The organism is Chryseobacterium antibioticum, assembly GCF_012927325.1.
Classification (GTDB): domain Bacteria; phylum Bacteroidota; class Bacteroidia; order Flavobacteriales; family Weeksellaceae; genus Chryseobacterium; species Chryseobacterium antibioticum.
In genome coordinates this window covers 51,153-64,427 of the sequence record NZ_JABBGI010000009.1, presented here as the reverse complement: position 1 = coordinate 64,427, position 13,275 = coordinate 51,153, and the positions used below count along the sequence as shown (strand labels likewise).

The 13,275-nt window shown below is 37.8% G+C and carries 7 protein-coding genes; all 7 read right to left on the bottom strand.

Annotated features, from left to right (window positions below; all coding sequences use genetic code 11):
* Positions 1-35 precede the first annotated feature (35 nt).
* The 7 genes from HHL23_RS08485 to HHL23_RS08455 all read right to left on the bottom strand — a co-directional run bounded on the left by HHL23_RS08485 (position 36) and on the right by HHL23_RS08455 (position 13,238).
* The gene (locus tag HHL23_RS08485; protein WP_169234382.1) at positions 36-344 is read right to left on the bottom strand and encodes a hypothetical protein; all 309 of its coding nucleotides are present in this window, start codon (positions 342-344) and stop codon (positions 36-38) included.
* A gap of 6 nt (positions 345-350) precedes the next feature.
* Positions 351-2,573, bottom strand: coding sequence for a zincin-like metallopeptidase toxin domain-containing protein (locus HHL23_RS08480; RefSeq protein ID WP_169234381.1), 2,223 nt, complete (start codon positions 2,571-2,573; stop codon positions 351-353).
* 61 nt (positions 2,574-2,634) lie between these two features.
* Entirely contained in the window at positions 2,635-3,114 is a 480-nt protein-coding gene (locus tag HHL23_RS08475) for a hypothetical protein (RefSeq protein ID WP_169234380.1), read from the bottom strand.
* Between the two features lie 11 nt (positions 3,115-3,125).
* On the bottom strand, positions 3,126-4,685 hold the full coding sequence (locus HHL23_RS08470) for a hypothetical protein (RefSeq protein WP_169234379.1): 1,560 nt from the start codon (positions 4,683-4,685) through the stop codon (positions 3,126-3,128).
* Positions 4,686-4,711: 26 nt separating this feature from the next.
* Positions 4,712-8,374, bottom strand: a complete 3,663-nt coding sequence (locus tag HHL23_RS08465; protein ID WP_169234378.1) for a hypothetical protein — start codon at positions 8,372-8,374, stop codon at positions 4,712-4,714.
* Between the two features lie 440 nt (positions 8,375-8,814).
* Positions 8,815-10,275, bottom strand: a complete 1,461-nt coding sequence (locus HHL23_RS08460) for a RagB/SusD family nutrient uptake outer membrane protein (RefSeq protein WP_169234377.1) — start codon at positions 10,273-10,275, stop codon at positions 8,815-8,817.
* An 8-nt stretch (positions 10,276-10,283) separates the two neighbouring features.
* Positions 10,284-13,238 (bottom strand): SusC/RagA family TonB-linked outer membrane protein, encoded by a 2,955-nt coding sequence (locus HHL23_RS08455; protein ID WP_169234376.1) that lies wholly within the window; start codon positions 13,236-13,238, stop codon positions 10,284-10,286.
* Positions 13,239-13,275 lie beyond the last annotated feature (37 nt).

The window sequence follows — 13,275 nt, the reverse complement described above, 5'->3', positions numbered from 1 at the left end:
TTTAAACTTACACGTTAATAATAAGAAATTGAAGTTTATGGTCTTTTTTCTATAATAAAATATTTATCTTTTTCTTCATTGTAGTCAATAGTGATAGAACCATTGCGTATAGATATACTTTTTTTAACTACTCCAGTATCATCATCAATCATTAAATTTCCATAAATATATCTATCAAAATCCTCAAAACCATATGGAAAACTCAACAGCCAGCAATTAAAGTCATAATATTTTCCTTTTTCTAAATATCTAGCATCAACTTTAACATTATTATCATAATTAAAATTTATATCAGACATTACTTTTATCCCCAAAGCTAATGCCTCTTCTTCTGTTAAATTCATAGTTTTCTATTTTAATAATTGTTCTAATTCGTCTATAATTTTTGGCTCAGCTCCTTGTCTTAAACATTCATCTCTGTAATACTTATATGAATCAATTAATTCCTGTTTTGTCCAACGGTATTTTTGTTTCCAAACTCTTTCCCAGACCAGTTCTTCTAATCTCCAATTTGGTATACTATGAAATGCTTCAAAACCAAATTTTTTAAAATCATCCATATGCCACATTTCGTGCTGTATGGTAAGTTCAGTTGCATCAGCTCTAAGAAACATTATAGGAGGGATTTCATGTGTTCTACAACTTGCCAAAATATCGTTTGGATAATTGGTCCATCTTCTATATCTTTCTGGATGACTACTTTTGGTAACAATTTCAACTTTTAATCCAATATCAGAATATCTTTTTTCGATTTCTTTTGCAATTTGTCTTAAAGTACTCCTCCTATACCTTTCTCCTCCTCCAGAACCTTTTTGGGCCTTCCTGAAAATTTCTTCATCATCACCAGGAAGAAAGCCTCCATTTTTTTTTCTTGCCAACTTTTCCTGAATCTTCCGCTGATTCTCCTTCACCCTTCTCTCCGCAGGAGTCAAAGCATGATCGGCAACTTCATCTCCAAAACCAAAAACTTCGTCTAAAATTTTCTCCAATTTAGCAAAAATTTCTTTTGTCCCCTTTTTAAATTCACGAAGGATCATACTGATAAACTCCATAATCCTTGTCATAAAATTTCCTGCCTGTGTAATCGCTTTTGATATTTTTTCCAAAGGATTCAGGATAAAGCTTTCTACTGTTCTGGCTAGCTTTGCTACAGCTGCTGCCCCGCCAGTGAGGAGGGTTTCAACAATAAGATCTATGATAATTCCAATGATATAACCATAATAATATGCTGCTTTTTCTAAGGTAAGCTGAGACACTTTTGTATCAACCCACTTCACAAGACGGATAACTGTTCTTATCTGAAATGTAATGCACTGCTTAAAAAACTCTGTATAGTCAAACCTGATCATCCCTTCCATCAGATCTTCCATCAGCTCAAGAAACATCTCACCATATTCAACTTTACGGTCATTTACTTTATCCATTGCAGCCACAGCTTTAAAAATAAAACCGATGATGGAAAAAATCCCGGCAACAATATCAATCAGACTGTTGTAAATTCCACAAAGAAAAGCATTGACTATCTGGTGGCTTCTATAGATTATATGCTGCATTCCCGTGATAGGATCAACAAGAAATTGCTCTATTTTATCTATCTGTCCAAAAAACAGGTTTAAAGATTGTTTTATTTTTTTAAAGATAAAAGCAGGAAAGAAATTCTCTGCATTACTCAAAAGATTATTAAAATCCGCCTTAACTCCGCTTATTCTCTCAAATAGGGTTTTAACTATTTTAGAATTGATCTTCTTTTGGCCTTCCAAATTTTCGTATGGATTACCGGAGTCTTCATGTTCATAAAACTTTTTAAGCTCTTCATAAAGTGTAGCAGGGATAAAAGCAGGATTGTATTCCCCTTCTTTCATATGTGGATTCCATCCATTTTCTGAAATTCTCAACTTAGTAATGTTATCTGCAATACCTTCAATAAAAAAGCTTGCAGCTCCTTCTAATATTTCCTGCTTAAAAAAGGTAAATATTTGTCCTACACTGGCGTCTTTCAGCCCCAGAAACCAGCTAATGAAACTAACTTTGTTTCTATATATCCCATTTTTTATAAGATCTTCAAGTGCCTTTGGAGGAACGCTAACTTCATGCTTTCTTGTAAAAGTAAGTATGTCGTCAAATGATTTATCTTGATTTTTCGTAAGATATGCTCCTGCTACAACACGCATTACGGTACTGTAATTATATTCATCATTAATTTCCAGAAAAAGGATCAACTGTTTACTGCTTGGCAGCGCTTCCATATAACGCTGAAGAAGAAATGCTCCGTTTTTACTCGCAAAAAGAACAACATCAATTCCTCCGATCATTTGGCTAAACCTGCTTTTATAGACAACTACTTCCTCTATGCTTCCTCCGAATACCGGCTCATCCGAATAAATTTGAAAATTGTTGCCTTCCAATGTAGGTTTACCATTATAATATGTATTGGCAATCTGTCTTGCTGTAAGTTGTTTAAGTTCAGGAGGCGAAGCAAGGACTGAAGAGCTGGGAAATTTTGGTTCCTCGTTTTTAAAAAAGGAACTCACAGGATTTCCTAATAAAGGATTGTTTAATATTTCTAAACTCATTTTATGTTTTTTAATTGTTTAAAAAGGCAGAGCATTACGCTCTGCCATTAATCAATACTTCTTAGGAAAGCTTATCCAGCTGTTCTTTGTGGGTTTTCACAAATTCATCCAGGTAAGAAGCAAGAAGCTCCGTAAAGCCAACCTTCTTATTCTTTAGCATCCAAAGCATATACTGATAACTGGGAACTTTCACTTTGTCGACGACCATATCATTTTTAGGTTCAGCCAGAGGCAGCTCAATTGGCTCGCCGTAATTATCACGGAGATAGCTCCATGTTTCCTTATAGATTACCCACTCCGGGGCAGGAAGAGCAATATTGATCTCTTCGCCGGTTTCTTTGTCTTTCAGTACCTGTTCATAGTTGAAACAGATAAACTGCTGTTTAGATTTGGCATCAATATCCAGCACCCGAATACTTCTGTCGAATTGCGGAAGCTTTGGATGTTCAGATAAGGGTAATTCTGCAAGATTTAATTCAACATTTTCAATGTCATTGATTAAAGCCTGGATTTGAGTCGGTATTTCTAATTGTTCGTTCATAATAATAAATTTTAAAAAGTGTACATATCTTTAATTCTCATACTTATATACTTTGGAACAGCAGAATAATAAGTTGAATTTTGGAAAATTGCCGTGATATAGAATGCTGTTCCATCAGGTATTGTAACATTGTCTGTGTAAGTTGCAGAAGCTGTTCCTCCGGCAAGTCTCGTTTGGAATATACGTGTCAGAATATTCCCCCTCTTTATAAGAATCATCACTGCGGTTTGATTATAATCAAGACTAGGTAATGCTGCACCATTATAATTCGTCCATTTCATATAATCCTGCCTGATCCCAATATCCACGCCTCCAACACAATCATTGTTTAAGTCGTTATGGTTAGATAAGGCTGAAAGTCCAAAAGTATTGGTATTGACATTCCCGTTTACCCAAAACATAGGCAACTCAAATTCAAAATAAAAATCAGAATTTGCCGGGAATATTGGAGTTTGTGTTTTTGCCTTAAACAAGTATACAGGTTCATCAGCATTTGGTTTGACGTTTGCGTCTAATCCGTAATACACAGTATTTCCAGCTGCGTACATTTTTGAAGTCGTTGCATCGTTATAGACTTTTGTATTCCATGCCAGAGTTGAAGGATCTATTGTAGTTACTGTGTCAACCAACTGAAATGTTACAGGAGTAGTATATTCTGCGACTCCGTTTCTCAATCTTATTTTATATGTTCCAAGAGACAATGAAAATAAATTAGCCCAAAATACTAAATCCAGTCCTGTTGTATACAGTTGTACCTGTGAGGAAGGGATATTTAAAACGACATTACCGTTAAGATCTACAATGGCAACCTGAAAATTTGTAGGATTGAGATTGAGATTGGCACCCTTTAATGAAATATAGCTTATATTATTTTGCTTTTTAATGATTACCGGATTAATAATCGCAACGCTCATGGTTGCGGTAGTCCAGCCTCCATTCATAAGAGTTCTCCATGAGGATTTCTCGCTTTCTGTTAACTGGTTAGGCAGGTTCATAAATGCGCCTTTCCCGTTTGATTTCCCCATTCTGCCAGATGCATTTTGAGCTAATAAAGTATTGAATGTTGAATCACTCGAAACATCAGCTAATCCGGTTATTGAATAATAAAGCCCGGAAGTGTTCAGTGCCCAGTTGGCACCGAGTGTCAATCCGGCACCGGACACCGTAGTCAGAGAAGAATTGGCAACGTTTTTCCCTAAATCACCTGCGGGCAGTTTTGCCGTATTGCCGTTATCATCCAGGCCTACAATTTTTGTGAAATTCTGTGCATTTCCGTCGATCACTGGAGTATTGAGTTTAAGATCCAGATCCTCATTCATGTTTTGATTGAACTGAGCCTGGGTTAAAAATCCTTCAGATACCAGACCTGGATCAGAAATTTTGATAAGATCATCACTAAGATTCTGGGCACCAGAACCTGCTGCCGGAGTTTTCATATCGCCATTTTCATCAATGGCATAGTCTGTATAAGTAGCTGCACCGGGTGCAGCTACTTGGTAAATAACATTTGTTTCTCTTTCCCCTTGCGGAGGTAATGCATTTACCCTAATAATTTTTCCTATATTAGACATATTGTTTTTGTTTTTGTTAATTGTGATTAATTAATTTGTGCGGCCCAATCTCCAGAAATCACTTGCTCAGAAGATGTCCCCGATGCCTGAACGCCCAGAAGGTTGGTATTGGATTCAAAATTGAACTTATCCTCCGTAATCACTTCTGAAGGAACTTCAAAATCATCCGGATTCTCTGTACTGAAAGGCAATGCATGTTTTACTTTCAGCCCTATACTTTCTGCCTGAAGGATATTCAGAGAAGTAGGAAGTCTCGTGATCCATGATTTTCCTTGTTTTAAACCTTTAGGTTCTTTCATTTCATCAACAATTGATAAGTAAAGCTCATCTCCGATTACAGGGACTTCTCCTCCATTCCAGATCTTTCCGGTTGCCAGATAGAACTGTACAACTTCTTCAAATCCCGGACGGACTGTTACCACTACTCTTGCCATTCCGCTCTGCATAAAGGACCTGAACAACGGATCGGTATCTTCAGACTGGTAAAGATTCAGCCAGTTTTGCTTATTTCCCCAGTAATAAGGATATAGATTGTAAGAAAGGTTTTCCCACTCAAAAGCCTGCTCCATAAATTTCACAAAAGCCGTATATTTATCCAAACTGCTATTTAAAACCGTTTCATAATTGCTGAAAGAAGAACCGCTGGTCAATCCTTCCAGACCATATCCATGCGTAGATCCTGAGGCTCTGTCTGCCATGTAAGAAATACAGTTTTTACGTAAAATTGTATTTTCAATCTGACGGTAGAATGTTGGATTGGATCCTTTAATCTCCACAGCTTTGCTCTTTTCTTCAGCAAGCTTATTATTGTATTCCACCAATACATCTTCATAAGCGTCCATAATTGCCTTAAATACTTTCTGATACCATGCATCTCTAGCTTCCTGTGTCAACTGAAGATCCAAAACACAATTCGCTGTTCCTGAGAAAATTTCATAAAAAGTAGCTGAAATAGGAACTGTCTTTGAATAAGGTTTAGCAAAAGTTTCTCTCCTACGCACTTCAAGCTGAGAATAATATCCATGGAGATAAAAATCAATATCTCCTACTAAAATACACATGGCCGATTCACTACCATCGCCAGATGCGCTGTAGCCCACTCTGCAACCTACTGCCACGTAGTTGTCCGGCACTTGAATCTCGTCTTTAAAAGCAGCATGCTGAATTGCACTTTGTTCACCTGCAAACTGTCCGCTTAAAGATTTTCCAATGCTGTAATTTTCTACAGGCTTTTCAGGCACTTCAACATTGTATCTTGATACCCAGTATTTTAAAACAGCATCTGTACTAAGATCTCCGTAATTTTTCATCGCCATTACTGATGACGTTCTTGGATCTTCCGGCTTAATTAGATTAACCTGATCCGGATTTTGCTGAGAAACCATTCCTAATAAATGCAGTTTGGCGGGTTCAGGAACCATGAACTCAAACATCATACGTTTACCGTAGTTATAGATCTGGTTTTTCATCAGTTTATCTACCCATCGGTAAACACCTACTACATTTTTATCCCCCTTTCTGTTGTCAAACCCGTGAGAATTATTTTCCTCAAATTCATCAATGATCTTTTCGATTCTTTCTTCATGGACTTTTGTTACGATTCTGTCCATCGCTCTTGCCGTAATGTCCTGAGCCTGTGTGACAGCCTGTCTTGTACTTTCATCTTTTGATCGATGGTTTGCGTAATTGGCACCGACGCTCATTGAGAACATTTTGCCTCCATAACTTGCATTGGCAAAACCTGCAAAATCATTAGACTCCTGTAAGATCTTGGAAACTTCAGACTGCATTTCAAAACGATTGGCTGTCGTGGTATCAGAAAGCTGTTCTCTTTCCGTATCAGAAGATGAAGTTGTGGTATTTTCGCTTCTTCTTAGCTTTCGGGTAGATTTTTCACGGTATTCTCTTGCCATGATATTCTCAATATGAGCAACTTCTCCCTCTACATAAGCATGGGTACTCTGCTCAACTTTTAAATAATCAGCAATTCCGATCTGCTTGAAACCGAAACCTGAAGGAATAAAATTCTGTTCCTCATCAATAATAACAGGAGGATTTTCAGTTCCTTCAACCTCAAGTTCAAACTTAGAAGAAATACAGTTTTTTACAGTAATTCCCGGTGTTTTAAATTTAGCAACCTGTCCATTTGTAAAATACAGCTCAATATGAAAAGATGCGCCTTCAAATTCTGAGAAATCAGCTCCCTGTCCTAAAAGATCATTTAAGAAAATAGTATTCCCGTTTCTGGATTTTACAAAATCATTCCCCGTTTTAGTTCCAATGCTGGAAACCAGCTCATGATATACTCCTGAAATATCCCATGAAGCATCAGGAACATTTAAAGACATATTAAGCCCATAAAATCTGAAAAGATCCTTTGGACACAGCTGATAAGTAAACGGAACGGCAGCGGCTTTTGCCATTGGAACAATAACTCCTCCGATACTGGTATAAACTTCAGTATCCGTTTCTGTATTTTCTGCAATAACTCTGTTCCTGTTTTCCGTTGATTCTGAGATGAGAGAATTGATTTCCGAAAACGTATTTCTTCCTTCCAACAATTGATGCAGATCAGATATTCCATTTGCAGCAGCGCGTTCTTTATCTGTTGATCTAGGTTGAAAATCATAACCTAAAATATCCAGTAAAGTATCCATATTTTCAGGTTTTAATACAGTTGCCAGATATTCAGCCTCAATTTCGGGACGGAATTGAAAGTCGAGCTTGGGCAATACTGGTTCAGGAACTTTGGGAATCTGCTGGCAGGGATCTTTCGGGTCATAAATTTCTCCCGGCACTCTCACTAGACAGTATTTCTCTCTGTTTGCTGCTACATCATCGTTATATTTTTCAATAATAGGGGCAATTCTTAACTGATGTTCTTCGTACCGGATTTCGTATTCTTTTTGATATTCATCCCTGTACTGTTTCTCCAAAAGAGAAAAATTCTTGGTCAGTTTTTCATATCTACCAAGCCTTAACCTTCCTTCGGAAATAAGCTGCTGTTTTTTCATTTCCTCACTTGGAGAGGTTTCCTTAAACTCATTGACTGCTATTTTTGAAAGCCTCTGAGATGCGGAATCCGCATTTTCATCCAGCATAAGTTCTTTAGGAAGGACCACTTTAGCATTCAATAAAAGCTTAAATTCTTCTTCATTGAAAGCAGAGGAAACATGTCTTACCAGAAGAAACTGCATAACAAGTTCTTTTATATAAAAATCTTTTTGTACGGCTACCTGATAAATTAAATTATTCCAAAGATCTAACAGATCGGGGGCAATATTAAACTGTCCGTTATATATTTCAGCTTTTTTTGCTGTAAATTCTTCATACGTACACGTTCCTTTATTCCTTGCCAGCCAAACAGCCAATTGATGATCTAAAGAATAAGTTCTCTTGAAGCTTTCAAGACTGTGTATACTATTGGGCCCAGATGAAATACATTTCGTGTTATTTGCAAAAGTAGCTGCACACTCAAGAAGTTTTCTACGTTTTGATCCTGAAGCCTCTACTACCGGTTTGTAAAAAGTACCATCATCTTTTAATTGCTGGGGAGCTAGAATAAATCTTTTATCCTGTTCATTTTCATCTGACAGCTGTGGGCTTCTTAAGCTTACAAACCTAAAAAGTGTCTGTGTTGGAGTGTTTTCTGCCGGCAATTCGGCAGGGAGGTTTTCAATGTTGTTCATTTTGTGATTTTTGTAATTGTATATTAATAATAGATTGCAAGTCATTTTCTCATGACTTCTCATTTTAGCCCTATTTTTTTAGGTGGTTTACGGCAAGAAGATTTCCACCTTTTGTTTTAAAGTCTATTTTCATTTGTGTGTTTTCCTGAGGCAAATATCAGAGCCGGAAGCGACAGAACTTGACGTGTTGAAAAAGAATTTTATTTTTTTTGAAACGATGTACACAAACAACCTAAAGCAATGAAATAGAGAGTTTTAGATCACAAAAAACCGTTTCACTAGTTGTGAAACGGTTTTTTTTATAGAACTTCCCAGTACCTTCCCTGCATTTTATGGGAAACAATTCTGCATAAGTGATTATAAACCAGACTATTGAATCATGAGACAAATTCTAAATAATTTGATCAATCCCTTCTAAAATGAATTTAAGAAATGATCTATCAATTTTGTACAATCTGCGGATTATTATTAATCTCTTTATTCGGGATCTGGAATATGAATTTATCAGGCGAAAGATTCAGTCTTCCAAATGTATGATTCGTTCCCGGATAGATTCTTTCCAGAGGTGTACCCAATCTTTTCATATCAAACCAGGCGCAGCCTTCCCCCCAAAGTTCAATTCTTTTTTGAAGAATAATTTCGTTGATCAGCTCGTTTCCTGAGTTTGAGGACAGCGTATAGGCATTGTTTCTTTTTGAAGTGATTTCATATAAAACCTGTTTCGCTTCTGCCTCTCTACCCTGTCTGGCCAGCGCTTCAGCTTCTATATAATAAAGCGAGGATGCTCTGATATAGATATAATCTCCTTCAAAAAGAGTGGGATCCTTAAATTTCCAGTTTACATATGCAGGGTAATTTTTCTTTTTTCCATTAAAAGTATACGCCGCGCCCTGACTCCCATTAAATACCTTTTTACGATAATCCGTATCCGGTATTGCCTCATAGAGACGTTTATCGATCAGCTTGTAGATCCTTGCGGCACCCGCATACCCTTCATTGGTATTATCAAACATAGAGAAGAATGAAGCATAGTAGTTTCCGATACTCATGGTAGATACGGTGTTATGAAAACCCCATAAGACCTCAGGATTATTGATATTAGAGAATCCGGTTGTAGTATAATCATTTTCAGTCATCAGTGCTATTCCCTGCTTGCTTTCATGCGCATACTTCCCTGCTTTGATATAATCTCCTGTTTCCAGATAGACCTCAGCGGCAATAGCTTTCGCTGTTCTTTGATCGATCTGGGCTCTTGACGGACGTGCAAAGCTGTCCAGAAGGATAATAGATTCTTCAATATCTCTTGTAATCTGCTGATAAACATCCGATACTGACGACCTCGCAAGACCCTGACTTTGGTTACTGCTGGTAAGAACAAGCGGAAGACCCGGTGCTGATTGATTGCCCTTGTAGCTTTTTGCGTAGAAACGGACCAGATAAAAATAGGAGTAGGCTCTCAGAGCAAGTAATTGCCCTTTGATGGCTGTATTATTGGATTTCGTATCGTTTTTTAAATCATCAAGCAGTTTATTGATGACAAATATTCTTGCATAAAAAGTAGTCCACACAAATTCTGCGGCAGAATTACTGGCATTGGTCGCTTCATAATTATAAAACATCCCCAAATGCTGATTGGTGGCCTGTATCACATCATTAGACATCAGATCTGATCCTCCTTTGATGCCCATAATCCCAAAATCAGAATGCGCTGTAGAACCTCCGGCACCGTTACTCCGGAAATCAAGATAGATTCCACCTAAGATTTTTTCGGGCTTTGACTGGTCATTATTCAATTGTTCCCCGGATATATCTCCTTCCGGGAGTGTATTTAAATCATTGGCACAGCTACCCGTTATCAAGGTGATAGAGAGAGCTGCTATAAAGTATTTTATTGTTTTCATCTGTTTTCTTAAAAGTTAAATTTAAATCCTAAAGAAACACTGGACAGCAGTGAGTATCTGTATGGGTCTGAAACTCCGGTTAATGAAGCTCTTGGATCATATCCTTTTCTTTTGGACCATAAGTAAAGATTGTTCCCCGTCACATACACTTTAAGACCTGACAAACCTGCCTGCTGTGCGAAACCCTCCGGTAGCTGATAAGACAAGGTCACATCCTGAAGGCTGATGTAATCTGATTTGATCAGATAAAGTGTAGAATGTCCGTTCTGATTGGTTGAGGTCAAATCTACCCTTGGTAAGGCTGCATTTGGTTTTTCCGGGGTCCAGGTCTTATTTAAATCCGTTGAATAATTAGAAGCATACGTGTCTGAATGGAATAAACTTCTGTAGATATCATCATAGCCATATCCCCCAAACTGGTAGGCAAAATTAACCGCCAGATTGAAGCCTTTGTACGTGAAATCGGTTCCGAATCCACCATATACTTTCGGAATGGCTGATTTTCCCGTGTTGTAATCGGTAGCCTCTTTATAATTGGCTGTAATCGTGGTTTCTTCCTGTTGTGTATTTGGGTTAACAGCTGTTCTATACCATTGTGCATCTCCATTTTCAGGATTTACTCCTGCAAATTTCTTCAGATAGTAGGTATATCTGTCATCTCCTTCGTTCAGAATAAACAGACCGCTTACAAGGCCTGTATTTCTTTGCTCGGCAGGCAGTTTGGTAATTTTGTTTTTATAATGGGTGGCGTTTCCGTACACATTCCACTGGAATTGTCCTGACCGAAGAATTTCCACATTCAGATTCGTCTGAACCCCTTTGTTGATCATGTCTCCGATATTACCGTATTTCACATAAGAACCCGCATTGGAAGGAGGTAAAGGAAGTGCATAGATCATATCTGATACTTTTCTCTCAAAATAATCCGCATTCAGGTTGATTCTGTTTTTAAAAAGAGAGATTTCGAAACCGGCATTCAGATTTTTGGAAGTTTCCCATTTTAAATCTTTATTTCCCTGTTTTTTAAGGGACAGAACGGGTTTGTCATCTCCAAAATTGTTGATTCCATAGATATCCTGATAGGCGTAATAGTCTCTGGTAGAACCATCCAGCAAAATATTATCATTTCCCTGTTGTCCGTAAGAAGCTTTCAACCTAAGAGAATTGATGACCTCATTGTCTTTAAGGAAGTCTTCTTTAGCCACATTCCAGGCTATGCCCAAACCGTAAAAATTACCCCATCTGCTCTCCGGAGAAAAGACAGAGGAACCATCTCTTCTCATGTTGGCATTAAAGAAATATTTCCCGTCATAATTATAAAGCAATCTTGTAAAATACCCTTCTACGGCATATTCATAGCCATTTCCAGACAGATCGGTTATTCTTACAGCATTATCAAAAGACAATGAGTTCGGCAATAAAAGCTGTTGTTTGGATCCTGAAAATCCATCGCTTTTTATTTTGTTTAATTCATGCCCGATAAGAATATTAAAGTTGTGTTTATCCAGTTTTTTCTGGTACGTAAGCAATTGCTGGTGGTTTAAGGTATGTTTAAATACAGACCCCATATTGATTGTTCCTCCTACAGATGAGGAAGTTCCTCCTAATGTATTTCCAAACTGAAGGTTTTTTGTGTTTTCCAGATACGCTCCGAAATTGTAGGTGAAGTCTAACCCTTTAATGATTTCATAATTCAGACCCAAATTGACATTGGTAATATTATTGGTGGTCTGCGATTTGTCGTATTGGAGATTCCCCACCGGGTTTTCAAAAACCGCATAAGACCTCGTTGCTCCGTTTGGCCCTTGTCCATCCCCATAATCGTATAACACCTGTCCACTGTTGTCATACAGGATCTGGTAGTTATTATCCCTTAGAAAAACAGGATAAAAAGGCGCTATATTTCTCGCAAACTGAAAAGGATTGGAAAATCCACCAGATTCACCAAAATCCTGTTTGCTATAGGTATAGGAAAGGCTACTGGTCAGTTTCAGTTTTTGGGTAATCGCATAATCCAGGTTCGATCTTATTCCAAATCTTTTAAATCCGGAACCGATGAGATATCCCTGATCGTCTAAATAATTTAATGACGTATACGATTTTACCTGATCATTATTGGCTGTGATCCCTACACTGGCTTCTCTTCTTAATCCTGGCTTAAAAAGCAGATTTTTCCAGTTATCCTGATACAATAGTTTGGCATCAGGATTAAAAATACCATCCTTCCCTATCAGTGCGCTAAATGGCACATTATAAGCACTATACCCCAACTTATTCAGGGCGGCAATACCAACATCATGAGGGCTCGCTCCGGAAGGAACGGCTCCCGGCTGTTTCAATCTCGCAACTTCACCAACTCTTGCCCGGTTATAAAATGCAGTGTAGTAATCCTGCGGCGAAGTATACACCGAATAATCTTCGATGGATCGGAAATTCACTCCTGTTTTCACATCTGCTTCTATGTGCAGACCTTTAGATTTTCCTCTTTTGGTATTAACGATGATCACCCCATTCGCTCCTCTTGAACCATATAAAGCATTGGAAGAAGCATCTTCAAGAAAAGAAATACTCTCAATATCCGTTCCCGGAATACTGTTCAGGTTTCCATTGTAAGGAATGCCATCCAGTACAATAAGCGGATCGCTGGATGCATTAATAGAACCAATTCCTCTCATTCTGATGGTAGGCTGCGATCCCGGCTGCCCCGAAGATATGACCTGTACTCCGGCCACCTTTCCCCCAATGCCCTGAAGTATATTTCCGTTTTGAAGATTAGCCAGATCTTTCGTTTTCAATGATTGTACCGATCCTGTTATTTCCTCTTTTTTCTGCTTCCCAAAAGCAACCACTACAACTTCCTGTATGGCATGCTCTTTGGAAAGGCTGTCCCTGTTTTGTGCAAAGCCAAATTCTGCAAATAAAATCATGGCCAATGCACCCATTTTACATTGTCTTTTCCTCATTATACTAATTTTGTTTTTAAAATTGATTGATACATTA

Bases quoted from the DNA above. Each gene is read 5' to 3' on its own strand.
- HHL23_RS08475 (WP_169234380.1), bottom strand. From the start codon at position 3,114: ATGAACGAACAATTAGAAATACCGACTCAAATCCAGGCTTTAATCAAT.
- HHL23_RS08455 (WP_169234376.1), bottom strand. From the start codon at position 13,238: ATGAGGAAAAGACAATGTAAAATGGGTGCATTGGCCATGATTTTATTT.
- HHL23_RS08480 (WP_169234381.1), bottom strand. From the start codon at position 2,573: ATGAGTTTAGAAATATTAAACAATCCTTTATTAGGAAATCCTGTGAGT.
- HHL23_RS08485 (WP_169234382.1), bottom strand. From the start codon at position 344: ATGAATTTAACAGAAGAAGAGGCATTAGCTTTGGGGATAAAAGTAATG.
- HHL23_RS08465 (WP_169234378.1), bottom strand. From the start codon at position 8,374: ATGAACAACATTGAAAACCTCCCTGCCGAATTGCCGGCAGAAAACACT.
- HHL23_RS08460 (WP_169234377.1), bottom strand. From the start codon at position 10,275: ATGAAAACAATAAAATACTTTATAGCAGCTCTCTCTATCACCTTGATA.
- HHL23_RS08470 (WP_169234379.1), bottom strand. From the start codon at position 4,685: ATGTCTAATATAGGAAAAATTATTAGGGTAAATGCATTACCTCCGCAA.